Below are 26,688 nucleotides of genomic sequence, written 5' to 3'. Positions count from 1 at the left end.
TCGCTGAAGGGATGCTTTATCCTGGTTTTTTGCTGCGGTGTAAAGCCCGAATTTGTGGGCAGGGGCATTGCATACAATGCAAAATTTGTTATGCTGTATATTTATACAGTTTCAGGGTTGCTGGCATATGCGCAAAATTATTCATGTCGATATGGATTGCTTTTACGCAGCCGTCGAGATGCGTGATAACCCGGCGCTGCGCGATATACCGCTGGCCGTCGGCGGCAGCCGCGAGCGGCGCGGCGTTATCAGCACCGCCAACTACCCTGCGCGTAAATACGGCGTACGCAGCGCTATGCCTACCGCTACTGCCCTGCGGCTTTGTCCGCACCTGACGTTGCTGCCGGGGCGCTTTGACGCTTATAAAGAAGCCTCTGTACATATTCGTAAGATCTTCTCCCGCTATACCGATCGTATCGAACCGCTGTCGCTTGATGAAGCCTATCTGGACGTAACCGATAGCATACATTGCCGTGGTTCGGCGACGCTGATTGCTCAGGAAATTCGTTCTACTATTTTTCACGAGCTGCGGCTTACCGCTTCGGCGGGCGTTGCGCCCATTAAATTTCTGGCGAAAATCGCCTCCGATTTGAATAAGCCGAACGGCCAGTTTGTGATTACGCCTGAAGCTATGCCCGGTTTTTTGCTTACGCTGCCGCTGGGCAAAATCCCCGGCGTCGGAAGAGTAACGGCAGCGCGGCTTGAAGAGGCAGGGCTGCGAACCTGCGCGGATGTGCAAAATAGCGACCTGGCGAACCTGCTCAAACGCTTTGGTAAATTTGGCCGCGTGCTGTGGGAGCGCAGCCACGGTATTGATGAGCGCGAAGTATGCAGCGAGCGCTTGCGTAAATCGGTGGGTGTGGAGCGCACGCTGGCGGAAGATATTCACCGCTGGGAAGAGTGCGAAGCCATCATTATTGAGCGCCTTTATCCGGAGCTGGAACGGCGGCTGGCAAAAGTGCAGCCGAACCTGCTTATCGCTCGTCAGGGCGTGAAACTGAAATTTAATGATTTCCAGTTGACCACACAGGAGCACGTTTGGCCGCGGCTGAACAGAGACGATCTTATCGCAACCGCGCGGAAGGCCTGGGAGGCGCGGCGCGGCAAGCGCGGCGTGCGGCTGGTAGGCCTGCATGTGACGCTGCTCGATCCGCAGCTTGAGCGTCAACTGGTGTTGGGGTTATAACGACGCGCTTTTTATAAACGCGCGTCGTCGGCGCCCCGAAACGGGAAGAGGAGCCGTATGCGTTACTACCCGGATCTGAACGGCATGCTGTCGTCGGCCATGCCCACGGAGTGGGATTATGACCGGTTACAAAAAACGGCCCCCGGTTTGCCAGTTAAGCCCGCTTTCCGAAAGGCCGCTATAGCTTACGTTATTTTGCCGGAATGGCCTTGAGCAGCGCGGTCAGCAGCGTCCAGTACTGGCCGACGCTTTCGATATTTACCTGCTCATCCGGCGAGTGCGGGCCGGTAATGGTCGGGCCGATAGAAACCATATCCATATTCGGATAGGGCTTCTTAAACAGTCCGCACTCCAGGCCTGCGTGGATCACCTGAATATTCGGTGTCTTGCCAAATAACGTGCTGTAAGTTTCACGCACCAGCTTCATCACCGGGGACTTGTCGTCCGGCTGCCAGCCCGGGTAGCTGCCTTTCACCTCTACCTGCGCGCCAGCCAGCTCGCCCAGCGACTGCAGGGCGCCTGCCAGCGCGTCTTTACCACTGTCGATAAGCGAGCGGATAAGACAGATAATTTCCGCCTTGCTTTCATGGGTTGTCACAATGCCCAGGTTCAGCGACGTTTCCACTACGCCTTTCATTACATCAGAGTTACGGATAACGCCGTTTGGCGTAGCGTTGAGCAGATTGACCAGCGTATTGCCGCTTTTTGCCGTCAGCGGTTGAAGCTGTGTTTCGACGGCTTCAAGCGACAGCGTCAGGTTTTTCTCTTTTGCCGCCAGTTCGTTTTCCAGTACGGCCTGATAACGAGCAAGCTGTGCTTTCAGCGTATCGAACTTGTCGGCTGCAACGGCCACGATAGCGAAGGCTTCGCGTGGAATAGCGTTACGCAGCGTACCGCCGTTGAAATCTACAAGGCGCAGCGCCAGCGCCGCTTGTTCTTTTAGAAAACGCGCCAGCAGTTTATTGGCGTTGCCAAGGCCAAGATGGATCTCTGCGCCGGAATGGCCGCCTTTAAGGCCTTTGATAGTCAGTTTACAGGTCTGAAAACCCGCCGGGAGCGCTTCACGCGTCAGCGGTAGGGTGGTGATGGCGTCAACGCCGCCCGCGCAGCCCATGTAAATCTCGCCTTCTTCTTCAGAATCGGTATTGATCAGAATATCGGCCTCAAGCCAGTGGGGTTTCAGGCCAAACGCGCCTTCCATCCCCGCTTCTTCGGTCATGGTCAGCAGCACTTCCAGCGGGCCGTGCTGTACGCTGTCATCGCAGAGTACCGCCAGCGCCGAGGCCATGCCAATACCGTTGTCCGCGCCAAGCGTGGTGCCACGCGCTTTAACCCACTCGCCATCGATCCACGGTTGAATCGGATCCCGGGTAAAATCGTGAACGGTATCATTATTTTTCTGCGCCACCATATCAAGGTGCGCCTGTAACGCGACCGGCTTGCGGTTTTCCATTCCTGGCGTGGCGGGTTTACGAATCAGGATATTGCCGACCTGGTCGCGCTCCGTATGCAGCCCTTTCTCTTTAGCCCAGCTAAGCACGTGCTGCGCCAGCGCTTCTTCATGGTAGGAGGGATGAGGAATGGAACAGATTTTGGCAAAAATATTCCACAGCGGTTGCGGAGAGAGTTGGGACAATTCAGACACGATACATCTCCTGGACGACGACCGGCGATAAAAGCGCGCCAGGTCACTGGGTTGCCGAAAAACGAAAAGACGCGGGCTATTACCCGCGCGATAGCGTTGAGGATACCACTTTCTGTTATGTCTGGAGAACAAAAGCCTAAAAACCGCGCCGTTGCCAGCGCGGCACTGGTTTTTAGCGCGCCGGATCTCTATAATCTCGCGCAACCTGATTTCCTCTGAATATTTTTTAAGCCGTTATTAACAGGCTGGGACACTTCTACATGAGCGAAAAATACGTTGTCACCTGGGACATGTTGCAGATTCACGCCCGCAAACTTGCCAGCCGCCTGCTGCCAGCCGAGCAGTGGAAGGGCATTATCGCGGTAAGCCGCGGTGGCCTGGTGCCGGCAGCGCTGCTGGCGCGCGAACTGGGTATTCGCCACGTGGATACCGTTTGCATTTCCAGCTACGATCATGACAACCAGCGCGAAATGAAAATCCTCAAGCGCGCCGAAGGCGATGGTGAAGGCTTTATCGTTATTGACGACCTTGTGGATACCGGCGGTACCGCCGTGGCTATTCGTGAAATGTATCCTAAAGCGCGCTTTGTCACGATTTTCGCCAAACCGGCGGGTCAGCCGTTGGTTGACGATTATGAAATAGATATCCCGCAGAATACCTGGATTGAGCAGCCGTGGGATATGGGGGTGGCGTTTGTGCCGCCGCTGTCCGGCCGCTAATTCATTCATCATGCGTTATCTCGCCCGGCTTGCCGGGCGTTTGTGTTCTAATGGGCTGCGCAGGGGTAAACTAAGGGGCAGTAATTTGCCAAATGAGAGAGCGTGATATGTCGCAAACTAATCTTAGCGAAACGCTGTTCAAACCTCGTTTTAAATATCCTGAAACCTCAACGCTTGTGCATCGTTCTCGTCACTATAGCGTTTGCGCCATGCAGTCGGCGCTTGATGGTAAAACCGCTGCTCACTGGTATCGCCTGATCAATCGTCTGCTTTGGGTGTGGCGCGGCGTGCATCCGCTGGAGATCCTCGATATACAGGCGCGTATTGCCGCCAGCCGCGCCGAACGCACCCATGATGCAATCCTTGATACCGTGGTGGGCTACCGTAGCGGCAACTGGATTTATGAATGGTCAAAGCAGGCTATGAGCTGGCAGCAGCGCGCCTGCCAGCAGCAGGACAGTGTGCTGGCAGGCAAACAGTGGTTAATGGCGGCCAATCTTTACAGCATTGCCGCCTATCCGCATCTTAAAGGAGATGTGCTGGCCGAACAGGCGCAGGTGCTGGCGAATCGCGCTTACGAAGAGGCCGCGCCGCGGCTTTCTGGCGGCCTGCGCAAACTGGAATTCCCCGTCACCGGCGGCGGCGCTATTACCGGTTTTTTACATATGCCTAAAGGCGCAAAAGGGCCGCTGCCGACGGTACTGATGTGCGGCGGCCTGGATACGTTGCAAAGCGACTATTACCGCCTGTTTGAGCACTATTTCGCGCCTGCCGGGCTGGCTATGTTAACGATTGATATGCCGTCGGTGGGATTTTCGTCAAAATGGAAACTGACGCAGGACTCCAGTATGTTGCATCAGCATGTGCTCAAGGCGCTGGCGGATATTCCGTGGATAGATCATACCCGCGTGGCGGCGCTGGGTTTTCGCTTTGGTGCGAATGTGGTGGTGCGGCTTGCCTATCTTGAGGCCCCGCGCCTTAAGGCCGTAGCCTGTATCGGCCCGGTGGTGCATGCTCTGCTAAGCGATCCCGAGCGCCAGCGACACGTGCCGGAAATGTATATTGATGTCCTGGCCAGCCGCCTTGGGATGCAGAATGTATCCGACAGCGCGCTGGGTACAGAGCTGAATCGTTATTCACTCAGGACTCAGGGGTTACTTGGCCGCCGCTGCCCAACACCGATGCTGTCCGCATGCTGGGAAAACGACCCCTTCAGCCCGGAGGAGGAGTCGAGGCTGATTGCCTCATCCTCCGCTGACGGCAAGTTAATGCAGATCCCATTCCATCCGCTGTTTATGCACTTCGATCGCGCGTTAAGCGAGATGACGCAGTGGCTGGATAAACGGCTGCGCTGACCTGGAAAAGGGCGATTTTGTCGGAAGCTTATTGCTGTCGCGCGTCAAATGTTGCTTAATTTTGCGCAATTGTTAAGAATGGCGCGTTCATCAACAGGAGATCGCAATGTCGTTACCGAGTGGTTACCCAAAAAGTCGCCTTATCAAAAAACTCGCGGCGCTTGGCCCTTATATTCGTGAAGATAAGTGTGACGAAAATCGTTTCTTCTTTGACTGCCTTGCCGTGTGCGTTAACGTTAAGCCAGCGCCGGAAAAACGTGAATTCTGGGGATGGTGGATGGAGCTATCGCCACAGGAAAATAGCCTGTATTACACCTGGCAGTTCGGCCTTTTCGACAAAGACGGCGTCTGGCAAACGACGGAGTTTAAAGACAAGGCGGTTGAAGAGCAGGTGAGCCAGACGCTGCGTAATTTTCATGAGCGCCTTGATGCGCTGCTGACCTCGCTCGACTTTGCGCTATTGCCTGCTGAAGGCGTGGAACAGCCGCTACAGCGTCGGGCCTGAAATAAAACGCCAACAATCAGGCGTTGAGGCTGATGACAAATGTCGTATAAAGCGATCGTTGCCTGAAATAAATTTAGCGCGTTACTATTGGGCTGCTAACTGCAAAGAGAGCAAACCCCCATTTTGTTTTTTCTAACATCGCTGTGAACGTCAGCCTCCTGGCTGACGTGCTTTATGCCGTCGGTAAATTTACCCTGCGCCAGCGCATTGTTGGAGGCAACAGTGGCTTGTTCGCATGGCTGCCGCTGTTCGACAAGGGGCAGAACGCATTCAGCGTGCTGAGTAAATCATCAGAAAAATAGTCGCGGGCGGATTAACGCATCGCTTTTCGCTTCTCAGTAAAGGCTTTTCAGACGTGCCTGTTGGCAATACGACCATCTCCTGTTACAACGTTTGGTGTTTCTTCATTTTTCATTTTTAAACGGCAAAATATCATGAGTGACAGCCAGACACTGGTGGTAAAACTTGGCACCAGTGTGCTTACCGGCGGGTCGCGCCGCCTTAATCGCGCCCATATTGTGGAGCTGGTGCGACAGTGTGCTCATCTGCACGCTGCCGGGCACCGTATTATTATTGTCACATCCGGCGCGATTGCCGCCGGCCGCGAACATTTAGGTTACCCGGAACTTCCGGCCACGATTGCGTCAAAACAGCTATTGGCCGCCGTAGGGCAGAGCCGCCTGATTCAGCTATGGGAACAACTGTTTTCTATTTACGGCATTCACGTAGGGCAAATGCTGTTAACACGCGCTGATATGGAAGATCGCGAACGTTTTCTCAATGCCCGCGATACCCTGCGCGCGCTGTTGGATAACCGCATTGTGCCGGTGATAAACGAAAATGACGCCGTTGCAACCGCAGAAATCAAAGTTGGCGATAACGACAATTTATCTGCGCTGGCGGCAATCCTTGGGGGGGCGGATAAACTGCTGTTGCTTACCGATCAACAGGGATTGTTTACCGCCGATCCGCGTAATAACCCGAATGCGCAGTTAATTAAAGACGTACACGGTATCGACGATGCGCTGCGCGCTATCGCCGGCGATAGCGTATCCGGCCTTGGCACCGGGGGGATGGGCACTAAACTTCAGGCCGCCGATGTGGCCTGCCGTGCGGGTATTGAGGTTATTATCGCCGCCGGCAGTCGCCCCGGCGTTATTGAAGATACAATGGAAGGGCTGCCGGTCGGCACCTGTTTTCACGCGCAGCAAACGCCGCTGGAGAGTCGCAAGCGCTGGATTTTTGGCGCGCCGCCGGCGGGCGAGGTGGCTGTGGATGACGGTGCGCTGGCCGCTATCCTTGAGCGCGGCAGTTCGCTGCTGCCAACGGGGATTCGCAGTGTATCGGGTAATTTCTCACGCGGTGAAGTCATCCGTATCCGAAGCCTTCAGGGGCGCGATATCGCCCACGGCGTGTGCCGCTATAACAGCGATGCGCTGCGCCGCATTGCGGGCCATCATTCCCAGCAGATAGACGCTATTCTCGGCTATGAATATGGTCCTGTAGCCGTGCACCGCGATGATATGATTGTGAACTAAGGAGCAGCGCATGCTGGAACAAATAGGGATGGCGGCAAAAGCGGCCTCTTATCAACTGGCGGGGCTGAGCAGCCGTGCGAAAAACCGCGTGCTGGAGAAAATGGCTGACCGGCTTGAAGCCTGTGCGAGCGCTATTCTGAAGGCTAATGAAGCGGACCTCGCGCAGGCGCGCCAGGACGGACTGAGCGAGGCGATGCTTGACCGACTGGCGCTAAGCCCGGCGCGCCTGAAGGCCATTGCCGATGATGTGCGCCAGGTATGTCGCCTGACCGATCCTGTAGGCCAGGTCATTGACGGCGGGCTGCTCGACAGCGGCCTGCGGCTGGAGCGTCGCCGCGTGCCGCTTGGCGTGGTGGGCGTTATCTACGAAGCCCGGCCCAATGTTACCGTTGACGTGGCGTCACTGTGCCTGAAGACCGGCAATGCGGTTATTCTGCGCGGTGGGAAAGAGACATATCGCACCAATGCAGCGATCGTAAACGTGATTCAGCAGGCATTACAGGCCTGCGGGCTACCCGCAGGCGCCGTACAGGCGATTGAAAGCCCGGACCGCGCGCTGGTTAATGAAATGTTAAAGATGGATCGCTTCATCGATATGTTGATTCCGCGCGGCGGCGCAGGGTTGCATAAATTGTGCCGTGAGCAGTCCACTATTCCCGTTATCACCGGGGGAATCGGCGTGTGCCATATTTTTGTGGATGAAAGTATGGATATCGGGCCTGCGTTAAACATTATTGTTAATGCAAAAACCCAGCGTCCGGGCACGTGCAATACCGTAGAAACACTGCTGGTGCATGAAAAAAAGGCAGCCGCGTTTCTGCCCGCGCTGGGGCAACAGATGGCCGAAAGCGGCGTAACGCTACATGCTGATAGCACGGCGCAAAAATGGCTCTCTACAGGCCCGGCGAAGGTCGTTGCGCTGCAACCGCAGACGCTGGACGATGAATTTCTTTCTCTGGACCTTAATGTGGTGGTTGTCGCGGATATGGACGCGGCGATTACGCATATTCGCGAACACGGCACCCGGCACTCGGATGCCATCCTGACCCGCGATATGCGCAGCGCGCAGCGTTTTGTGAACGAAGTAGATTCTTCAGCGGTATACGTTAACGCTTCTACCCGTTTCACCGACGGCGGCCAGTTTGGTCTTGGCGCGGAAGTCGCCGTGAGTACGCAAAAACTCCACGCCCGCGGCCCAATGGGCCTGGAATCGTTGACGACGTACAAGTGGGTTGGCATTGGCGACGATACGATTCGTGCCTGATTAGCCTGAACATGCTGTAAAAACCATCAGTCGATACGTGAGGGAGTTGACGCCTTCCTCGCTTTTTTTTACATTTAGCCGGTGCTCAAATTCCTGAGCACGTCTGCAAGGCCGGTATAGCTCAGTTGGTAGAGCAGCGCATTCGTAATGCGAAGGTCGTAGGTTCGACTCCTATTATCGGCACCACTAATCACGCGGGTTCACGCGATATTAACCAGTTCAGCAAAAGCGCCTTGTGCCATATTCGTGCCATTCCATGCCAGGAATGAGTCGATTTGCATGGCATGCTGCGTCGGGTGATTCGGTGCCGGGTGTGCATAACGCTGCACCATCTCGATACTTTTCCCCCCGCCCATTTCCTGTAGTGCACTGTAGTGGCACACTGAATTTGGCCACCTGAACAGAGGTGATATGCTCACCTCAGAACAACACAGGAACGCCAGTAAAAAAAGAAATTTCGTTAGCGGTCGGCGTCTGTCAGCCCGTCAGGAAAGTGGAACGGCAGAGCCGTGCCACGCGGGGTAAATGACCGTGCAGCGGCGCGGCTGCTGTGGCCTGTGCCTGTGCGGTGCGGCCGCTGTCCGTCCACTCACCATAATGCGGGAGATTAGCCGCACTCTCGCGGCCGTCCGGGCCACTCTCTCCAGGTCGTGTCACGCTCGTATGCGTCCAGTCTGCATTATGGCTTGCGCCGCCGCATCAGGCCGCGGGTGAACGTGCCGACAATAGCGGGGGCGCGCGCTTGTTGCGTGACATACCGGCGTTGAAATTATCACGTTTTTAAGTCCATAAGATTATTATTAATATATTTTATGTTTTGCTTGAGAAGTAAACAATTAAGAAAACAGGAAGAAAAGTTAACTGAGTTATTGACAGACTTTTCCGATTGTTCTTGCGGATAATAATAAACAGCACGTGAGAGTAATAACCATTTCAGAAGAATCCACTGTTTATAAAAATTAATATATGAGTAGTAAGGTGAATTGTTAATTAACGTTTTTTGTTTCATTTGTAATGGTGAGATTTTTATTTGCGGTCTTTTCCGATAAATGAAACGTCATGAGTTAATGTAATGCATTAACAAAATATAGTCTTTTTTTTGGTAGTAATAATTATGATTTTTGGTCGTTTGATGGCGTTATGCTCATGTTTTATTCGAAAAAACCTCTCGTTTGAGATGATTTCTTAAGAATCTTGAATTTTGTTGTGATAAATCCGATTGACAGCATGGGTTATTTTTAATATTTTAGCCCGATGTCCCGCTTGTATGCTAATTCAGTCTGAGATTCTGGTTCTGTGTTGTGTTTATAGCATTTAGTCTGGATCTCTCGGAGTTAATACTAATAACTAAATAAGAAGTGTATTAAAAATTAGAATAAAATGCTCTGTACTTGTGCAGAAGCGAAATTCTGCTGAGAGTTGCAATAATTTTTTACTAACAGCAACCCATTATTCGCTTTCACTTTGTTATTAACTCTCCGGATGGCGTGAAAGGTCTCACCCAATTGCCTGACGTGATGGGTTGCACACGTATGTGCCGCATCCGTTATGTGCACTTTCGGAAAAAAGCGTTAGATACCATTTATCATTAAGGACGACGATAGATAATCATGCCACAACTATTTACTGTATTTATAAGCGCATTGCTGGCGCTTATAATTACGCGCTACCTGGCCGTAAAGGTAGGGCTTGTTGATAAGCCAGGCGTAAGAAAATTACATCAAGGCGACATTCCTTTAGTCGGCGGCATTTCGATTTGGTTTGCGCTTGTGGTTTTTTGCCTTTTACAGACACAGCCTTTCACCTGGCAGGCCTGTTATCTGTTGTGTTCAGGTTTGTTGCTCATTGTTGGCGTACTGGACGATCGCTTTGATTTGCCCGTTTTCCCACGGGTGATTGTCCAGCTTGCCGTTGCGGCGTTGATGATGTGGGCGGGGTTTAAACTCTCTTCTTTGGGCGCTATTCTGCCCGGCTTGCTGGCGATGGAAGGCCTGCCTGTATATGGAATTACCATTCTTGCCGTTTGGGGTGCGATTAATGCCTTCAATATGATTGACGGCATTAACGGATTATTAGGTCTGCTTTCCTGCGTAACGTTTGGCGCGCTGGCGCTGCTGTTTTATCTTGGCGAACGGCGCGATATGGCATTCTGGTGCCTGGGCATTATTGTTGCGACGCTGCCCTACCTTTTCTCGAACCTTGGGTTGATTGGCGGGGCGCGTAACCGCGTATTTATGGGCGACGCCGGCAGCACGGTGATTGGTTTTACCGTTATCTGGCTGCTGATTATTGCAACGCAGGGGCAAAATGCGGTGGCCGATCCGGTGACTGCGCTATGGGTCATTGCCATTCCCTTAATGGATATGGCAAGGCTTTTCTTTAGCCGTATGCTCAGCGGTAATAGCCCTTTCAAACCCGATCGCGATCATTTACATCACGTGCTGCAACATTGTGGATTGACTGCAAACCAGACGCTGGCGGCAATAACTCTGGCTGCGCTGGCGCTGGCATTAACCGGTATCGGGCTTGATATTGCAGGCGTTCACGAGTCTATCAGTTTTGCTTTATTTATGGTGCTGTTTGCCATCTATTTCTGGTTTACCGGCCGCTATAAGCATGGCAGTGAAAAGAGCGAGCGCCATTCCCGGGAAAAACAAGTATGAAAGCGCGGTAGCCTTACACAGAGGTGAGTGGTTTGGTTGAACATAAAATGGATTTTAATAATGAAAATGAAAAAAACGCTTCCCGTTTTGTTTGCAGCGACATTGCTCGCTGGATGTACGATATTTCCAGGTTCTCATCTTTCTGTGCGTGGCAAAAACGTCGTCGCGCAACAGGATGCGGATTACGATATTAACAAACTGGTCAACGTTTTCCCGTTAACGCCTGCATTAATTGAAAAAATGCGTCCGCAGGAAGTGCGAGCGCGTAGTAACCCTCAGCTTGATGCAGCGTTACAAAATTATGAATATCGCATTGGCCCGGGCGATGTTCTGATGGTGACAGTCTGGGATCACCCTGAGTTGACAACCCCTGCCGGGACGTTTCGAAGCGCCAGCGATACTGGCAACTGGGTAAACGCCGATGGCACTATTTTTTATCCTTACATTGGACGGGTACGCGTTACTGGCAAAACGCTTGATGAAGTCCGCCGTTTAATCACCGCTAAACTGGCGACGTATATTGAAGAGCCGCAGGTTGACGTTAGCGTTGCCTCTTTCCGTTCACAGAAAGCTTACGTTACAGGCGAAGTCGTCACCTCAGGGCAGCAACCCATCACTAACGTTCCACTAACTGTACTGGATGCCATCAACAAAGCCGGCGGCCTGACGGCGAATGCGGACTGGCACAACGTGGTATTGACCCACAACGGCCAGGAGCGACGCATATCGTTGCAAGCGCTAATGCAAAAAGGGGATTTGATGCAGAATCATTTGCTCTATCCCGGCGATATCCTTTACGTGCCGCGTAACGATTCGCTCAAAATTTTCGTAATGGGAGAAGTGAATAAGCAGACGACGTTGCGAATGGATCGTAGCGGTATGACATTAACAGAAGCGCTTGGCGGAGCAGAAGGTATCGCCCAGAATCTGGCGGACGCGACCGGCGTTTTTGTTATTCGCTCAAGGCGCGCTGGGCAGAAAGCGAAGCCTGAAACCAGGATGTTTGACGATGCCGGCGCGCAGGCGAAAATGATGCAAAGCCCCGCGACACACTCCGCCAACCCGCTTAAGCCAACCCGCGCTCGCACGCTCGCGGCTGTGGATACCGATAAGCATAATGCGCTGAGCGGCGCCCCGGCGCCAGCGGTTGCAGAGCATAAAGCGTTTACGCCGCAGGCCAACGCGCCGCACAAAATCGCCGATATCTACCAGCTCAACTTGTCAGACGCTACTGCGTTGATTATGGGGACGGAATTCCAGTTACAGCCTTACGATGTGGTGTATGTCACCGCAGCGCCAGTGGTGCGCTGGAATCGTGTGGTTAGCCAGCTTCTGCCGACCGTTACCGGCATCAACAATATGACTGAAATCGGAAATTGGGTGAGAAGATGGGGCAATTAAATATCCGTTCAGTGCTGGTTGTATGCATGGGGAATATTTGCCGTTCTCCGTTTGGTGCGGCGCTGCTGCGCCAAAAACAGGGGGATTTGCATATCGAATCCGCCGGTATTCATGCGCTGGTTGGGCATCCGGCAGATAAGATGGCTTCCTCGCTGGCAGAACGCCACGGTCTGAAGTTGAACGAACATCGCGCAAAGCAGCTTACCGCGCAACAATGCCGGGATACCGATCTGATACTGGTTATGGAAAAGCAGCATGTGGAGCACATCACTTATATTGCACCTGAAGTCAGGGGCAAGACAATGCTGATGGGGCACTGGCTGCAGCGAACCGAGATTGCAGATCCATATAAAAAGAGCACATCGTTTTATGAGTTTGTTTACGGACAAATGGACCAGGCGGTAGAGCGGTGGGCAAATGTTTTGTCACGATAATTTATCAGGGATAGTGAATGACAATGCAACAACGTCTGACCAGTGATTCAGGGGAGCGGGAGCTTGATTTAGGCAGGCTGCTGTTTTCTTTACTGGATCATAAATGGTTAATCCTCCTCACGGTGCTGGCTTCGTTTCTGCTTGGCCTGGTTTATGTAAGCTGTGCTACGCCGGTGTACAGGGCTAATGCGTTGATCCAGATCGACAAAAACAGCAGCAGCATGCTGCTTAGCGATCTGTCTGGTCTGCTTTCCGATAAAAGCATGCAGTCTGGCGCCGAAGTGGAAATCATCAAATCACGTATGGTGGTTGGGCAAACAGTGCAGGAGCTGGGGCTGGATTTGCTGGTTCGCGAAAAGCGTTTGCCGGTCATCGGCTATGCCTTAGCCCGGCTGTTTAATCTCCAGGATGGCGACATTGCCGTTTCTCGTCTCTCTATTGGGAATTCTTTTACCAATTCCCGGTTGTTGCTTACGGTGCAGTCGCCGGATACTTATCAGGTGAAGCTGGCAAGCAATGAGACATTTGAAGGTAAAGTTGGCCAGGTGCTGGAAAACGCTGCCCTGACGTTGCTTGTGAGCGACATCCGCGCCAGGCCAGGAACCGTTTTTCAGATTGAAAAATTGCAGGTACAGACGGCGGTAGAATCGCTGTTGCAGAAATTTACCGTTACGGATAAGGGTAAAGATACCGGGGTTATGCAACTGACGTATGAAGGTCCGGATCCTGTGCTTATCCGTAAGGTGCTCGATAGTATTTCACGTAACTATCTACAGCAAAATATTGACTGGAAATCTGAGGAAGCCGAGCGCAGCCTGGTTTTTGTCAACGATCAATTACCCAAAATCCGCGCCTCGCTCAATGAAGCGGAAGACAGGCTGAATCGGTTTCGCCAGAAAAATGAATCGGTGGATCTTTCGCTGGAAGCGAAAAGCGTGCTCGATACTATGGTAAATGTGGAAGCCGGGTTAAATGAGCTAACGTTTAAAGAAGCAGAAATATCAAAACTCTATACCCGCGAGCATCCGGCATACCGCGCACTGAACGAAAAGCGTAAAACGCTTATCAATGAGCGCAATAAACTTAATCAGCGCGTGGAGTCCATGCCGGGAACGCAGCAGGAAATATTGCGCCTGACGCGTGATGTGGAATCCACACAACAGGTGTATATGCAACTGCTGAATAAACAGCAGGAGCTGAAAATCAGCAAGGCGAGTACCGTAGGGCACGTGCGCATTGTTGATAATGCTGTTACGGAAACAAAACCGGTTAAGCCTAAAAAGGCGCTCATTGTGGTTTTATTCGTCCTGCTCGGCGGGTTGCTTTCCTGCTCTATGGTGTTGTTGAAAATGCTGTTTAACCGCGGCGTTCAGAGCGCCAGCGAGCTTGAAGAATGCGGCGTTAACGTCTACGCCAATATTCCTCTAAGCCGCGGCCAACAATTTCAGCCACGTAGACGTCTGACTCGTTTTCGCAAGGCGGTTACAACGAATAGCGAGTTGCTGGCAGTTAAAGATCCCGCCGATCTGGCCATTGAAGCGTTGCGCAATGTGCGTACCAGCGTGCAGTTTTCGATGATTAATTCAGAAAACAATATTCTGATGATTTCCGGCCCGACGCCGGGAATAGGAAAGACATTTGTCAGCAGCAATCTGGCAGCCGTGTTTGCCCAGAGCGGGCAGCGCGTATTGCTTATCGATTGTGATATGCGTCGCGGTGATGCGCATAAAGCGTTTGGTCACAGCTCCAGCCCAGGTCTGAGCGATGTGCTGAGCGCCAGCAGGCTGGCTGAAGAGGTTATCCAGAAGACGCAGGTTGAAGGGCTGGATTTTATTTCCCGTGGTTCAAAATGTACGACGCCTTCAGAACTGTTAATGCATACGCGCTTTACTCAATTATTAAACGAGTTTTCGCCGCGATACGATATGGTTTTGCTGGATTCTCCGCCCATTCTGGCGGTGGGCGATGCGGCCATTATTGGCAAGCATGCCGGGTGCTCGCTGCTGGTTGCACGCTTTGAGCATAATAGCCTGAAAGAAGTTGAGGTCAGCATTCGTCGTTTCATGAATAACGGTATTACCATTAATGGCGCGATCCTTAACGGCACCGTAGAACGTTATTCAAACATCTATGAGTATGGTCTGCACCACCATTACAGCTATGAAGATCGCGATATGGATTGAATGCACAACAAAACAGTTAAATAAATAAGGAAAATCAAGAGATTGATTTTCAGCGGATAGCGACAAAGAGGCCAAAACCACGTTTTGGCCTCTTTGTGCCTGACGCCAGGCAACCTGCCGGGCCGTTTGCCTGGCGTTAAACGCTAACCTCAGCAAGAGAGGCGAAGGCGTCGTTAACTTCAGAGCAGTTTGCTTTCCGCCAGGCTAAGGGCGAAGTAGCTCAGTATCAGATCCGCGCCAGCGCGCTTAATTGCCCCAAGGCTCTCCAGCACAACGCTGTTTTCATCAATTGCGCCCGCTTTAGCTGCAAATTTTATCATGGCGTATTCGCCGCTTACCTGGTAGGCCGCCAGCGGCAGATCGCTTCGTTCACGAATGTCCCGCACAATATCGAGATAAGCGCCGGCCGGTTTAACCATCAGGCAGTCAGCGCCCTGGGCTTCGTCAAGAAGCGACTCCCGGATGGCTTCACGGCGGTTCATTGGGTTCATCTGGTAGGTTTTGCGATCGCCTTTCAGGGCAGTACCTGCGGCTTCGCGGAACGGACCGTAAAACGATGAGGCAAATTTAGTGGAGTAGGCCATGATCGCAGTCCGGGTAAAGCCTTCTGCATCAAGCGCCTGTCGAATGGCCTGCACCTGCCCATCCATTGCCGCCGAAGGCGCGATAAAGTCAGCCCCGGCTCTGGCCGCCGCAACCGCCTGTTTGCCGAGGTTGGTTAGCGTTGCATCATTATCCACGCCATGTTCGCACAGCACGCCGCAGTGGCCATGCGTGGTGTATTCACAAAAGCAGGTATCGGACATCACAATCAACTCTGGCGCCGTCTGTTTGGCAATTCGCGACATGCGTGCAACCAGGCCATTTTCGTTCCAGGCATCGCTACCGGTAGCATCAGTATGATGAGAAATCCCAAAGGTCATAATCGAGCGTATACCGGCGTTCGCAATACGCTCAATTTCACAGGCCAGGCGCTTTTCGGGGATTCGCATCACCCCGGGCATGGCGTCTATGGCTGCGTAATCATCCAGACCCTCTTCAACAAAAATGGGCAAAACCAGGTCGTTGAGCGACAGCGACGTTTCTTGAAACATTGCGCGCATTGCGGCTGACTGGCGCAGGCGGCGCGGGCGGTTAATCAGGTTGAAATCGGTCATTACACTCACTCGGTATTGTGTGAATTATGCCGTCATGTTACCCGATTTTACGTTGCGGGTGTTTCACGTTTGAGGGCGTGAAAGAAATATCCTGCATCGACACGCTACGTATGCGGGCTGTGGGCAGGATCCTGCTTATGGTATTTTACAAAAGCAATGTAGGAACTTTTAGGCTATCTATCTGGAACGGGAAAGGCGTTTGCCGGAAAGGCGAAGGGGTAACGGCATCAGGCCGCCGGGCTGCCTGACGCACGTTATTAAATCACCGTAAATAAGCTCGACTGGGGTGCATAAATATTCGCGCTCTGTATAAGTCGCCCGGCTGTATTGTTCAGGAATAAAGCGACTGACACGTCTGGCATAGCGCTTCGCCCTCAAGCCCATTAAATAAATGGTTCCTTTTGGCGCGGCACTGTGACGGCGTGCAGGTCATCACGTGTTTAAATGTGCGTGTGTACGACTGCTGGGAACTGAAGCTGTATTTTTCGGCAATCTCTATAATAGAACAATCTCCAAATTTCAGATCGCGAATTGAACGATGCAGCTTATCGTGGCGAATATAACTGGCGGCGGTAATCGACATTTGTTCATAAAACATCCGTTGTAAGTGCCACTTTGAATAACCCGCTATGCGGGAAAGATCGTCCAGGGTGATTTTTTCGTGAATGTGATCGTCAATCCAGTACAGTATTTGTTCTATCACATTGGCAGAGAATTGGTCCTTCCTCATCGTTGCGTCCCTCAAAATAAGAATTATCTAATTATGAGCACAAATTTCTATAGCAGTGTTTATAAATTGAGAGATTAGTCTGAATTATTCAATTTACGCAAAGATAAAGTCAATTGCCGATTGTTTATTCACCATCTGGCGGATTAGCTGTGAAAACAGCGTCTGCTGTTCCGGCGACAGGCGTTTAAGGAATATCTTATCAACGAGAGCCGCACGTGGTATGGCCGTATCCGGCAGCCGCCGCCCCTGTGTTGTTAACCCTGTGAAACGGTGGCGTTTGTCATTGGGAGCGCATTCATGGCGAACCCGCTTTCGCTTTTCCATATGGCTTAGCATTGCCGCCTTTGTTCTGACGGCAACGTCAATAAGGGCAATTTGCTCAATTTCCGGGGTTGCGGCAAGGGAATGCATGACGGTGAACCGGGGCCTGGTAATGTCTGGCAAAGTGCGCTGCCAGCATGATGTATATAGCTGAAAAAGCTGACGAAAAAGGTGGAGGGTTTCGTTTTTTGTCTGCATGCTCTCGCCGCCCGGTAGCCATAAAAGAACGGAGCATCGCGTTCAGTGGTAAAAAAAATTAATGCGTTAACGCTATTTTGTTCGTTGCCAGGGGTATTCATTCAACCCCGCAGCTATAAATGAATAAAAAATAATTAACAGTACGATACAGCGTCAGCGCTTCATACTTATTGATAATTGCTTTCCTGTTTTTAATAAGGCCTCAAAATTTGTTTCTGCTGTTTTCGGCCATCGTTTTCACGGCGCGCAAGGAATTATAGTGATAAATTAAAAACAGACGTTATCTTTTCGCCCGGTTGCCTGGTTCGCTGGCGGGAAGTGTAAAAATTCAGTTTCACCCGCTTTGGGGTTGACGTAAAAATAGTGAATTATACTTTTCCTTACGATGGCTGCTGTACAGGCGCTAATAACGGAAAAGAGAGCGTTGCTTTTAGGGGGGCATGCGAATGAGCCTGGTGACAGGCAAACCGGTTTCGCGACCGAACAGAGCGGCGACGATATAAAAATATTACCTGTGTCAGGGCGACCTGCCGGTTTTTTACGTCATGAAAGGCCCAATTTCGGGCCTGACTTTGTGCCAGCGTAACCTTATTTGCGACAGGCATTGCTTTAGCGTTCGGCTTCGCCGCCCAGCCCTGCGACCAGGCTTTCAATCAGCGCGCTCAGTTCGCCGGTCATTAATGTAAAATCCGCGTCAAACCGCTGGGCGATATCTTCACGATCGATATCGTCGTTCTGGTCGCGCAGTTCGTCGCAAAATTTCAGGCGCTTAAGGGAGCCGTCTTCGCATATCATAAACTGGATGCGCTGCTGCCAGTCGAGCGCCAGTTTGGTCACGACTTTGCCCGCTTCAATATGCGCGGCGATTTCGTCGCTGACCAGATCCTGCTTTTTGGCGCGGATCACGCCGCCATCTTCCAGCATGGTTTTCAGCTCGGCTTCATCAAGCAACTGATATCCCTGCGGCACGCTGGCGGAACGCACCCACTCGGTTAGCGTGAGTTCTATCGGGTTTTTCATCGCCAGCGGCACCACAGGCAGCGATCCCAGGCTTTTTCGCAGCAGCGCCAGGATATCTTCCGCTTTTTTAGCGCTGGCGCAGTCGATGATAATCAGGCCATTAACGCTATCTATCCACATCATTGTCTGGCTGAAGCGGCTGAAGGCGCGCGGCAGCAAGTCATGGAGCACTTCATCTTTCAGCGAATCTTTTTCGGTTTTTTTCAGTTTGCGCGCCTGCTCAGCTTCGAGCTTGCGGATTTTGGCATCCAGTTGCTGTTTGATAACGGAAGAGGGCAGCATTTTCTCTTCTTTACGGGCGCAGATGATAATCTGGCCATTAACCGCGTGCGTGAGCGCGTCGCTGCGAGAGCCCATTGGCGCCACCCAGCCTGTTTTTGCCATATCCTGGCTACCGCAGGGTGTAAAGCCATACAGGGCCAGTTGTTTTTCCATCTCGTCCTGATTTAGCGTGATATCGCGGCTGAGGCGATAAACCATTATATTTTTGAACCACAGCATGTCGGTAACCTTGTCAGTCAAATGCAGCGGGCATGATAGCGAATCAGCCGGCGTGTTTCATTGCCTTTGCGGTTCCCGCGCTCTACTCTCTGTTTCCTTATCCGGCAACTGAGGAGCTGTCTGTGCGTATCGGCATTGATTTGGGTGGAACGAAGACGGAAGTCATCGCGCTGGCAAACAGCGGAGAACAGCTTTATCGCCATCGGTTACCGACGCCGCGTGATGACTACCGGGCAACGCTGGAGGTCATCGCCCGACTGGTGGCGATGGCCGAACAGGCAACCGGGCAACGCGGCAGCATCGGCATAGGTATTCCTGGCGCGCGCTCCCCGCTAACTGGCGTGATAAAAAATGCTAACTCCACCTGGCTTAACGGGCAGCCGCTGGACAGGGATTTGGCACAGCGCCTTCAGCGTGAAGTTAGGCTGGCGAACGACGCTAACTGCCTGGCGGTTTCCGAAGCGGTGGACGGCGCGGCGGCGGGAGCGCGGATAGTATTCGCGGTGATTATCGGCACCGGCTGTGGCGCGGGCGTGGCAATAAATGGATGCTGTCATGCAGGGAGTAACGGTACGGCGGGAGAGTGGGGACATAATCCGCTGCCCTGGATGGACGACGATGAGCTGCGCTATCGCGCCGAGGTGCCGTGCTATTGCGGTAAACAGGGCTGTATTGAAACGTTTATTTCCGGTACGGGTTTCGCCACGGATTACCTGCGCCTGAGCGGTATATCGCTTTCGGGGGCTGAGATTATGCAGCGCGTGGCGCAGGGCGATAACGTAGCCGAATTAGCGATTGCGCGCTATGAGCAGCGGCTGGCGAAATCGCTGGCCCAGGTAGTTAATATCCTCGATCCGGACGTTATCGTGCTCGGCGGCGGCATGAGCAATGTTGGCAGGCTGTATCAAACGTTGCCGAATCTTATTCGCCAGTGGGTGTTTGGCGGTGAGTTTGAAACGCCTGTCCGCCAGGCGCTGCACGGCGATTCCAGCGGGGTACGCGGCGCGGCCTGGCTGTGGCCGGTTAATGAACCCGCGGAGCGTTAACCGGGCAGACGACGCACGGGTTTACCGTGCGAAGGCGTTATCCAGCCTGCTAAAGCCCAGCCCGTTAATTTTTCTCACTTTAATTTGTACGGGTATGCGTTCTTTCATCGCTTCTACGTGGCTGATAACGCCAATGGTTTTGCCGCTGGCGTTCAGCGCGTCAAGGGCGTCGAGGGCGATATCCAGCGTCCGGGCGTCGAGCGTGCCGAAGCCTTCGTCCAGAAACAGCGATTCAATGGAGGTTTTATGGCTCACCAGATCCGAGAGCGCCAGCGCCAGCGCGAGGCTGACCAGAAAGCTTTCTCCGCCTGACAGCGTACGGGTATCGCGCACGGCGTCTGCCTGCCAGGTGTCCACCACTTCCAGCTCCAGCGATTCGCTGGCTTTACGCTGTAGCAGGTAACGCCCGTGCAGGCGTTGAAGCTGGTTATTAGCCAGCCACACCAGATTATCCAGCGTCAGACCCTGGGCGAAACGGCGGAATTTATCGCCTTCTTTAGAGCCAATCAGGTGGTTAAGATGACTCCATTCCTCAAGTGTGTGACGGCACTTTTCAATTTGCGCGTGCAGCGCCTGCAGGCGCTGCGCATTGTCTGCCTCCTGGCGCAGCTGCTGTTTGATTTCACCCTGGCGTGTAGTGTTGTCGCGCAGCAGCCGGGCGAGCGAGGCTAGGCTCTCGTTTACTGATGCGATGGTTGCGTCGTTCGTGAACCTCGCCGGACGCTGCGCGCCGTGTTCGCGTTGGGCATGTTGGATTTCTTCAAGCCGCGTTTGCTGTTGGTGCAGCACGCGCTCCAGTTGCGCTTTACGCTGTTCCAGCGCCGCAAGCGCGGCGTCATCCAGCCTGGCGGCGAGAAAAGCCGCTTCGTCGTCAAAGGGGCTTGCCGCCAGCGCCTGAGCGAAGCGCTGTTTCGCGTCGCTAACGCGTTGGCGCGCCTGATCTATCTGGCTGCTCAGGCCGGTTAGCTGCCCGGTAAGAGATACGCAGCTCTCCTGTATCTGCGACCAGTCTTCGAGCGTGACGGGCTGGAGGGCTTGTGCTGTATCGGCGTCTGGTAATGATTCTGGCAGCGCGCGCAGGATTTGCTCAAGCGCGCTCAGGGCCTCGCGCAGCGTATCGGCGTGCTGCTGGCGCTGTCGCCACTCCTGCGCCTGGCTTTCACGTTCAGCCAGCCAGGCGGCTTCCTTCTCCTGCCCGGGCCAGCTCAGCCCCAGTGACGCAAGCGTTGCGCCGCGTTCACGCTGTTGTGCGTCGCATTCGTTGCTCAGCGCGGCCAACTGCGCCTGCGCGGCCTGCCGCTGGCTTTCCAGCCCGTGGCGCTGTTGCAGGGTGAGAAGCCGCTGTTCTTCCTGCTCCTGCGCGTCGAGCCAGCCTGCGATATCCTGCCGGGGCGTAAGCGAGATTTTCAATGCCAGACAGGCGTCGCTCCACTGCTGCTCTAGCTGTCGCTGCTCATTGTCCAGCGCGCTGCGTTCCTTTTCCTGCTGGCGTTTATGGGCCTGCCAGGCGTCCAGTTGACCCTTCAGGGCGGCGCCCTGCTCGCTTAACAGATTTTTTTCCTGCTCAAGCCGCGCCAGACGCTGCTCGTTGCCGCTGGTTTCAACGGCCTGGTACTGCTTAACGGCGGGGTGTGAGGTAGAGCCGCACAGTGGGCAGGGCATATCCGGCTGGAGTTTTGCCCGCTCATCGCGCAGGCGCACCACCGTGGCTTCCAGTTCGCAGATCTTTTTTACATCAGCCGCCTGCTGGTTTATCTGCGCCCATGCGTTACGTTTTTCCGTCAGCGCTTTTTCCTGCCCGATAATCTGGCTTGTCAGTACGCTCACTTCTCGCTCCAGCGCGGCGCTGCGCTGCGCCAGCGGCGCAAATCGGGCGTGTAGCTGCGCAAGCCGGCGTCGCCCGGGACGTTCCAGGGTGAGCTGTTGTAAACGCTCACTGACCTGCTCCGGCGAGGCAGGATGCGCAAATTCCGGCAACAGCGCCAGTTGTTCGTTCAGCGAAACGATAGTCCGTTCAAGCTGCGTAAGCTGCTGCCTGTCGCGCCGGCGTTGGGCAAAAGCGATGCGCCAGCCCGCCAGTTCGCCTCGCCACGCTTCCACGGCGGCATTTTCCGTCAACCAGCGTACAAGCGCGGCGCGTTCATGGGTTAGCTCAGCATATTGCCGGGCGGCGCTCTCGCGGATCAGGCCGCGTTGCCGCTGTTGTTCACGTAAGCGAGCGCTAACTTCTTCGTGCGCGCGTTGCGCCGCGTTCAGGCAAGCCTCCTGTTCCTGACGCATTTGCCAGTCAGGCTGGATTATCGCCGCCGGTCGGGCTAACTCCAGCCGGGAAAGCTCCGGCGCGGCCTGTTCCAGCGCCGAGGCGGCGGCGCGTTGTGCGGTGATGACCTCCTGTTGATGCGCGTCAAGCTGTTGGCTGCGGTGTAGCCATTGCTGCTGCGCCTGCAGCGTTTTTTGCTGCGCCAGCATGCGCTCTTCTTCGGCAGCGAGCGTTTGTAAATTTTCTGTTAGCTGCTGTTTTTCCTCCGGGCTGAGCAGCGCTATGCCGGCGGCCTGAATCTCCAGCTTTTCCAGCGCCGCGCGCGCCGATTTGTGTCGTTCGAACACGCAAGCTGACAGACGGCCGTAAACTTCGGTGCCGGTCAGTTCCTCAAGCAGCGCGGCGCGGGCGTTAGCGTCGGCGTTCAGGAAGGCGGCGAACTGCCCCTGGGAAAGCAGCATGGATTTAGTGAAGCGGTCATAATCAAGGCCGGTAAGCTCGGCCAGTTTATCGAGCTTATCTTTCACTTTATCAGCCAGGATCTTGCCGTCTTTCATCCGCGCCAGCTCTACGCGCGGCGCCTGCAGGTTGCCGTCCGGCTGGTTGCGGGCGCGGTTCTGGCTCCAGAACGCGCGATAGGCCGCGCCTTTGACTTCGAATTCCACCTCCGCCAGGCACTCGGCGGTATCGCGCGTCATAAGATCGTTTTGTGACTGGGTGATGGCATTCAGGCGCGGGGTTTTGTGGTACAGCGCAAGGCATATAGCATCAAGCAGCGTGGTTTTACCCGCGCCGGTCGGGCCGGTAATGGCAAACAACCCGCTGCTGGCAAACGGCTCAGCGGTAAAATCAATATGCCACTCCCCGCGCAGCGAATTGATGTTTTTCAACCTCAGCGTCAGGATTTTCATACCTGTTCCTCTTCGTTTAGCGCTTCCAGCGTTTGAGCGAACAGCGTGCGTAGCCGCTTTTTGCGTTCGGCGTCCAGCGCTTCAAGCGTAAGGCGGCGTTCAAATACTTCCGCCACGCTCAGTTCGCTCAGCGAGGCATTGAGCTGACCGTCGATGGCGCGCTGGCGTAGTTCGCGCGCGCGGCGCATCAGTACCACTTCTACCGGCAGCGTCTGCGTCAGTTGTTGAATGCGGCGCTGTATGTCGTGCAGGTATTCATCGGTGTTAATTTCAATATTCAGCCAGGTTATCGGCGAGGCGGGAGCGCTGCGCCACGTCTCAAGCCGGCGTTCAATTTCGTCGAGCGTGCCTTTTACCACCGCCAGTGGTTGAGTAACCGGCACGGCCAGCGGCGTCACGCTTTCCAGCGCGCCGTGGCGGAAGGTAACCAGGTTTACGCTTCCCGGCGTATTGGTGTCATCAAAGCTCAGGGGGATGGGCGCGCCGCTGTAACGAATATGCTCCATTCCCCCTACGCGCTGCGCGCGGTGAATATGGCCGAGCGCGATATAATCGGCGGGCGGAAACGCCTGGGCAGGAAAAGCATCCAGCGTGCCGATATAAATGTCGCGCACCGAGTCGCTGGCGCTTGCGCCCACGGCGGTAAGATGGCCGGTCGCGATAACGGGCAGCGGCCTGTCGCCGCGTAGCGCCAGCGCCGCCGTATGGCAGGCGCGGTAGTGTTCGGCGATGGCTTCCAGTAGCGATTGCTGCTTCTCCCGCCCGGATTGTCCGGCCTGGCTGCGCAGTATGTCGCGCGGACGCAGAAAGGGGATGGGGCATAATATGGCGCCCGGTTCGCCGCTGTGCGTCGTCATTAGCAGCGGTTGCGTAGTCGGTGTGGCGATAACCTGGGTTTGCAGACAGGCCAGCAGCTCCCGGGATTCGTTGAGCATGGCTACCGAGTCGTGGTTTCCCGCCAGAATGTACAGGCGGCAGCGGCTGGCCTGCAGGCGCACCACAAAGCGGTTATACAGCTCGCGGGCGTAGCTGGGCGGGGAACCGGTATCGAAAATATCGCCCGCGACAATAATCGCGTCGGCCGCGTGCTGCTGCGCCTGCGCCAGCAGCCAGTCAAGAAACGCCTGATGTTCTTTAGCGCGGCTTTTCGTATAGAAGTTCTGGCCAAGGTGCCAGTCTGAGGTATGGAGGATGCGCATAAATACCGGTTCCGGTAGCAAAGTGGCTAAAACGCGTGATGCCCATTATAAACAAGCTAAGCCGCGTGGGTCACCGCCGCGTTTTGCCCGCCCCGTGGCGTTAACGCGTCATGAAAAAGTCATGTTTTCATAAAATCGTCATAAATCTGACGCATAATGGCCGCGCGTTGCAACAAACGACAGGTAAAACAGAGTAATCTATGGCAAGACGTATTCTGGTAGTGGAAGACGAAGCGCCCATCCGCGAGATGGTGTGTTTTGTGCTTGAACAGAACGGCTTTCAGCCGGTTGAGGCGCAGGATTATGATACTGCGCTAAGTAAACTGAGCGAACCCTGGCCCGATCTGATTTTACTGGACTGGATGCTGCCAGGCGGTTCCGGGCTGCAGCTACTTAAGCGCCTCAAACGAGACCATTTTACCAGCGGCATTCCCGTGGTGATGCTAACGGCGCGTGGCGAAGAAGAAGACCGCGTGCGTGGGCTTGAAACCGGCGCCGACGACTACATCCTCAAACCGTTTTCGCCAAAAGAGCTGGTAGCGCGCATCCGGGCCGTCATGCGGCGTATTTCGCCCGGGGCGCAGGAAGAGGCCATTGTAATGCAGGGGTTAAGCCTGGATCCTGTCTCGCACCGCGTGACGACCGACGATGCCGCGCTCGATATGGGGCCAACGGAATTTAAGCTGCTGTATTTTTTCATGACTCATCCGGAGCGCGTTTACAGCCGCGAGCAGTTGCTCAACCACGTATGGGGCACGAATGTTTATGTTGAAGATCGCACCGTGGATGTGCATATCCGCCGCCTGCGCAAGGCGCTGGAGCGCAGCGGCCATGATCGTATGGTGCAGACGGTGCGCGGCGCGGGTTACCGTTTCTCCACCCGCTATTAATACTGGAGCGTGACCGTGCTGGAACGGCTGTCATGGAAAAGGCTGGCGCTGGAACTGGCGTTATGCTGTTTGCCTGCATTATTGCTGAGCGTATTTTTGGGGCATTTGCCGTGGTTTTTGCTGGCGGCGGTCGCCGGTTTACTTATCTGGCACTTTCATAATCTGCTGCGCTTATCGTGGTGGTTGTGGGTGGATCGCAGTATGACGCCGCCGCCGGGGCGCGGTAGCTGGGCGCCGCTGTTATACGGCCTGCACCAGATGCAGATGCGTAATAAAAAGCGCCGACGTGAGCTGGGAAGCCTTATCAAACGCTTTCGCAGCGGCGCGGAGTCGCTGCCGGATGCGGTTATCCTCACCACTGAAGAGGGCGCTATGTTCTGGTGTAACGGCCTGGCGCAGCAGTTGCTCAATCTGCGCTGGCCGGACGATAACGGGCAGAATATCCAGAATTTGCTGCGCTACCCGGAATTCAGCCGCTATCTGAAAGCGCGTGATTTCGGGCGTCCGCTACACCTGGTGCTCAACAATGGCCGCCATATTGAGTTTCGCGTAATGCCTTATAGCGACCGGCAGCGTCTGATGGTGGCGCGCGATGTCACAAAGATGCATCAACTGGAAGGCGCGCGGCGTAATTTTTTTGCTAACGTTAGCCACGAGCTACGCACGCCGATAACCGTGCTTCAGGGATACCTGGAAGTTATGCAGGATAATGAGATGCCTGCTGCGCTGCGGGATAAAGCGTTCGGGACGATGCGCGAGCAGACGCAGCGAATGGAGGGGCTGGTTCAGCAACTGTTAACGCTGTCGCGTATTGAGGCGGCGCCGGCGTTGTCGCTAACCGAAGAGGTGGATGTGCCGTTCATACTACGCCAGCTTGAATGTGAAGCGCATACGCTTGGCCCACAGCACCGCGTACACCTCGATATGGATGCTTCGCTGAAGGTATACGGCAGTGAAGAACAGCTACGCAGCGCCATCTCTAACCTTATTTATAATGCCGTCTATCATACGCCCGCCGGAACAGAGATCACCGTAAGCTGGCAGCGCACGCCGCACGGCGCGCTGTTTAGCGTGCGGGATTGCGGGCCAGGCATCGCCGCAAGGCATATTCCGCGCCTTACCGAGCGCTTCTACCGCGTGGATAAATCGCGTTCGCGTCACAATGGCGGCAGCGGGCTGGGGCTGGCCATTGTTAAGCATGCCTTAAGCCATCATGATGCGCGGCTGGATATTGAAAGCGCGCCGGGGCAGGGAGCATGTTTTAGCTTCCTGCTGCCGCTGCGCCGGATTGTCGCTCCCTCAAACCGCATCGCGCATTAATTCGTCGAACGATACGGTTGCTTTGCCTTAAGCGCGCGTTTTCAGCGCATTTATCTCAGGATAAGGCGTTGAACGCGCGCCTTTTCGACCGCATGATGAGCCATCTTCTGACGCACGCCGGCAAATACCCGTCTATATATAGTATTATATTTAGTATAAAACTCTGGTTTGGCGTTTCCTGGTTGTCTTCAAACGCTATAAGCGTTTTAATTGGCGCCCGCTGTTGTCAGACTCACCAGAAT

The 26,688-nt window shown here is 54.3% G+C and carries 22 protein-coding genes and 1 tRNA gene; 15 read left to right on the top strand and 8 right to left on the bottom strand.

The window, feature by feature from the left end; genetic code table 11:
- Positions 1-127 precede the first annotated feature (127 nt).
- Entirely contained in the window at positions 128-1,186 is a 1,059-nt protein-coding gene (dinB, locus tag JJB97_RS04625) for a DNA polymerase IV (protein ID WP_238712793.1), read from the top strand.
- 190 nt (positions 1,187-1,376) lie between these two features.
- Here dinB and pepD read toward each other — a convergent pair whose 3' ends face one another.
- Entirely contained in the window at positions 1,377-2,831 is a 1,455-nt protein-coding gene (pepD, locus tag JJB97_RS04620; protein WP_238712791.1) for a beta-Ala-His dipeptidase, read from the bottom strand.
- Between the two features lie 260 nt (positions 2,832-3,091).
- On the opposite strand from pepD, the gene gpt reads away from it, so the two are divergent.
- The 7 genes from gpt to JJB97_RS04585 all read left to right on the top strand — a co-directional run bounded on the left by gpt (position 3,092) and on the right by JJB97_RS04585 (position 8,398).
- A complete protein-coding gene (gpt, locus tag JJB97_RS04615) occupies positions 3,092-3,550 on the top strand; it encodes a xanthine phosphoribosyltransferase (RefSeq protein ID WP_238712789.1) in 459 nt (152 codons plus the stop codon).
- Positions 3,551-3,657: 107 nt separating this feature from the next.
- Positions 3,658-4,905, top strand: a complete 1,248-nt coding sequence (gene frsA, locus JJB97_RS04610) for an esterase FrsA (RefSeq protein ID WP_238712787.1) — start codon at positions 3,658-3,660, stop codon at positions 4,903-4,905.
- Between the two features lie 106 nt (positions 4,906-5,011).
- On the top strand, positions 5,012-5,410 hold the full coding sequence (gene crl, locus JJB97_RS04605; RefSeq protein WP_238712785.1) for a sigma factor-binding protein Crl: 399 nt from the start codon (positions 5,012-5,014) through the stop codon (positions 5,408-5,410).
- Between the two features lie 143 nt (positions 5,411-5,553).
- Entirely contained in the window at positions 5,554-5,712 is a 159-nt protein-coding gene (locus JJB97_RS04600; protein WP_238712783.1) for a hypothetical protein, read from the top strand.
- A gap of 132 nt (positions 5,713-5,844) precedes the next feature.
- On the top strand, positions 5,845-6,948 hold the full coding sequence (gene proB / locus JJB97_RS04595; protein WP_238712781.1) for a glutamate 5-kinase: 1,104 nt from the start codon (positions 5,845-5,847) through the stop codon (positions 6,946-6,948).
- 10 nt (positions 6,949-6,958) lie between these two features.
- Positions 6,959-8,212 (top strand): glutamate-5-semialdehyde dehydrogenase, encoded by a 1,254-nt coding sequence (gene proA / locus JJB97_RS04590; protein WP_238712779.1) that lies wholly within the window; start codon positions 6,959-6,961, stop codon positions 8,210-8,212.
- A gap of 110 nt (positions 8,213-8,322) precedes the next feature.
- Positions 8,323-8,398: transfer RNA gene (locus tag JJB97_RS04585), tRNA-Thr, on the top strand.
- 14 nt (positions 8,399-8,412) lie between these two features.
- Here JJB97_RS04585 and JJB97_RS04580 read toward each other — a convergent pair.
- Complete coding sequence (locus tag JJB97_RS04580; protein WP_451923529.1) at positions 8,413-8,595, bottom strand: hypothetical protein; 183 nt, start codon at positions 8,593-8,595, stop codon at positions 8,413-8,415.
- 1,227 nt (positions 8,596-9,822) lie between these two features.
- Between JJB97_RS04580 and wecA the strand changes: the two genes are divergently transcribed.
- From wecA to JJB97_RS04560, 4 genes are all read left to right on the top strand, one after another.
- Positions 9,823-10,875, top strand: coding sequence for a UDP-N-acetylglucosamine--undecaprenyl-phosphate N-acetylglucosaminephosphotransferase (gene wecA / locus JJB97_RS04575; protein ID WP_238712777.1), 1,053 nt, complete (start codon positions 9,823-9,825; stop codon positions 10,873-10,875).
- Between the two features lie 66 nt (positions 10,876-10,941).
- On the top strand, positions 10,942-12,276 hold the full coding sequence (locus tag JJB97_RS04570) for a polysaccharide export protein (protein ID WP_451923530.1): 1,335 nt from the start codon (positions 10,942-10,944) through the stop codon (positions 12,274-12,276).
- Positions 12,264-12,710, top strand: coding sequence for an arsenate reductase/protein-tyrosine-phosphatase family protein (locus tag JJB97_RS04565; protein WP_238712774.1), 447 nt, complete (start codon positions 12,264-12,266; stop codon positions 12,708-12,710). The genes JJB97_RS04570 and JJB97_RS04565 overlap by 13 nt, the downstream gene beginning before the upstream one ends.
- A gap of 17 nt (positions 12,711-12,727) precedes the next feature.
- A complete protein-coding gene (locus JJB97_RS04560) occupies positions 12,728-14,893 on the top strand; it encodes a polysaccharide biosynthesis tyrosine autokinase (RefSeq protein WP_238712771.1) in 2,166 nt (721 codons plus the stop codon).
- Between the two features lie 179 nt (positions 14,894-15,072).
- Here the strand turns inward: JJB97_RS04560 and hemB are convergent, their stop codons facing one another.
- From hemB to rdgC, 4 genes are all read right to left on the bottom strand, one after another.
- Complete coding sequence (gene hemB / locus JJB97_RS04555) at positions 15,073-16,050, bottom strand: porphobilinogen synthase (protein WP_238712769.1); 978 nt, start codon at positions 16,048-16,050, stop codon at positions 15,073-15,075.
- Positions 16,051-16,381: 331 nt separating this feature from the next.
- Positions 16,382-16,780 (bottom strand): helix-turn-helix domain-containing protein, encoded by a 399-nt coding sequence (locus JJB97_RS04550; protein WP_238712767.1) that lies wholly within the window; start codon positions 16,778-16,780, stop codon positions 16,382-16,384.
- A 93-nt stretch (positions 16,781-16,873) separates the two neighbouring features.
- Complete coding sequence (locus tag JJB97_RS04545) at positions 16,874-17,191, bottom strand: transcriptional regulator (protein WP_399198069.1); 318 nt, start codon at positions 17,189-17,191, stop codon at positions 16,874-16,876.
- Between the two features lie 717 nt (positions 17,192-17,908).
- Positions 17,909-18,820 (bottom strand): recombination-associated protein RdgC, encoded by a 912-nt coding sequence (gene rdgC, locus JJB97_RS04540; RefSeq protein ID WP_238712761.1) that lies wholly within the window; start codon positions 18,818-18,820, stop codon positions 17,909-17,911.
- Between the two features lie 122 nt (positions 18,821-18,942).
- Between rdgC and mak the strand changes: the two genes are divergently transcribed.
- Positions 18,943-19,866 carry a fructokinase gene (mak, locus tag JJB97_RS04535; protein ID WP_238712839.1) on the top strand — a complete coding sequence of 308 codons (924 nt, stop codon included), beginning with the start codon at positions 18,943-18,945 and terminating at the stop codon, positions 19,864-19,866.
- A gap of 21 nt (positions 19,867-19,887) precedes the next feature.
- Here the strand turns inward: mak and sbcC are convergent, their stop codons facing one another.
- Both sbcC and sbcD read right to left on the bottom strand, forming a co-directional pair.
- Complete coding sequence (sbcC, locus tag JJB97_RS04530; RefSeq protein WP_238712759.1) at positions 19,888-23,037, bottom strand: exonuclease subunit SbcC; 3,150 nt, start codon at positions 23,035-23,037, stop codon at positions 19,888-19,890.
- Complete coding sequence (gene sbcD / locus JJB97_RS04525; protein ID WP_238712757.1) at positions 23,034-24,236, bottom strand: exonuclease subunit SbcD; 1,203 nt, start codon at positions 24,234-24,236, stop codon at positions 23,034-23,036. Before sbcD ends, sbcC begins: the two co-directional genes overlap by 4 nt.
- 200 nt (positions 24,237-24,436) lie before the next feature.
- On the opposite strand from sbcD, the gene phoB reads away from it, so the two are divergent.
- Together phoB and phoR are read left to right on the top strand one after the other, a co-directional pair.
- Positions 24,437-25,126, top strand: a complete 690-nt coding sequence (gene phoB / locus JJB97_RS04520; RefSeq protein ID WP_238712754.1) for a phosphate regulon transcriptional regulator PhoB — start codon at positions 24,437-24,439, stop codon at positions 25,124-25,126.
- Positions 25,127-25,141: 15 nt separating this feature from the next.
- Positions 25,142-26,446, top strand: coding sequence for a phosphate regulon sensor histidine kinase PhoR (phoR, locus tag JJB97_RS04515; protein ID WP_238712751.1), 1,305 nt, complete (start codon positions 25,142-25,144; stop codon positions 26,444-26,446).
- Positions 26,447-26,688: the final 242 nt, after the last annotated feature.

This window comes from Tenebrionibacter intestinalis, assembly GCF_016632365.1.
In the GTDB taxonomy this organism is placed as follows: domain Bacteria; phylum Pseudomonadota; class Gammaproteobacteria; order Enterobacterales; family Enterobacteriaceae; genus Tenebrionibacter; species Tenebrionibacter intestinalis.
This window is presented reverse-complemented; position numbering and strand designations above follow the sequence as displayed.

What these genes read in the sequence shown, in the direction of transcription:
- dinB (WP_238712793.1), top strand. Translation starts at nt 128, where the DNA reads ATGCGCAAAATTATTCATGTCGATATGGATTGCTTTTACGCAGCCGTC.
- gpt (WP_238712789.1), top strand. Translation starts at nt 3,092, where the DNA reads ATGAGCGAAAAATACGTTGTCACCTGGGACATGTTGCAGATTCACGCC.
- frsA (WP_238712787.1), top strand. Translation starts at nt 3,658, where the DNA reads ATGTCGCAAACTAATCTTAGCGAAACGCTGTTCAAACCTCGTTTTAAA.
- crl (WP_238712785.1), top strand. Translation starts at nt 5,012, where the DNA reads ATGTCGTTACCGAGTGGTTACCCAAAAAGTCGCCTTATCAAAAAACTC.
- proB (WP_238712781.1), top strand. Translation starts at nt 5,845, where the DNA reads ATGAGTGACAGCCAGACACTGGTGGTAAAACTTGGCACCAGTGTGCTT.
- proA (WP_238712779.1), top strand. Translation starts at nt 6,959, where the DNA reads ATGCTGGAACAAATAGGGATGGCGGCAAAAGCGGCCTCTTATCAACTG.
- wecA (WP_238712777.1), top strand. Translation starts at nt 9,823, where the DNA reads ATGCCACAACTATTTACTGTATTTATAAGCGCATTGCTGGCGCTTATA.
- JJB97_RS04570 (WP_451923530.1), top strand. Translation starts at nt 10,942, where the DNA reads ATGAAAAAAACGCTTCCCGTTTTGTTTGCAGCGACATTGCTCGCTGGA.
- JJB97_RS04565 (WP_238712774.1), top strand. Translation starts at nt 12,264, where the DNA reads ATGGGGCAATTAAATATCCGTTCAGTGCTGGTTGTATGCATGGGGAAT.
- JJB97_RS04560 (WP_238712771.1), top strand. Translation starts at nt 12,728, where the DNA reads ATGACAATGCAACAACGTCTGACCAGTGATTCAGGGGAGCGGGAGCTT.
- hemB (WP_238712769.1), bottom strand. Translation starts at nt 16,050, where the DNA reads ATGACCGATTTCAACCTGATTAACCGCCCGCGCCGCCTGCGCCAGTCA.
- JJB97_RS04550 (WP_238712767.1), bottom strand. Translation starts at nt 16,780, where the DNA reads ATGAGGAAGGACCAATTCTCTGCCAATGTGATAGAACAAATACTGTAC.
- JJB97_RS04545 (WP_399198069.1), bottom strand. Translation starts at nt 17,191, where the DNA reads ATGCATTCCCTTGCCGCAACCCCGGAAATTGAGCAAATTGCCCTTATT.
- rdgC (WP_238712761.1), bottom strand. Translation starts at nt 18,820, where the DNA reads ATGCTGTGGTTCAAAAATATAATGGTTTATCGCCTCAGCCGCGATATC.
- sbcC (WP_238712759.1), bottom strand. Translation starts at nt 23,037, where the DNA reads ATGAAAATCCTGACGCTGAGGTTGAAAAACATCAATTCGCTGCGCGGG.
- sbcD (WP_238712757.1), bottom strand. Translation starts at nt 24,236, where the DNA reads ATGCGCATCCTCCATACCTCAGACTGGCACCTTGGCCAGAACTTCTAT.
- phoB (WP_238712754.1), top strand. Translation starts at nt 24,437, where the DNA reads ATGGCAAGACGTATTCTGGTAGTGGAAGACGAAGCGCCCATCCGCGAG.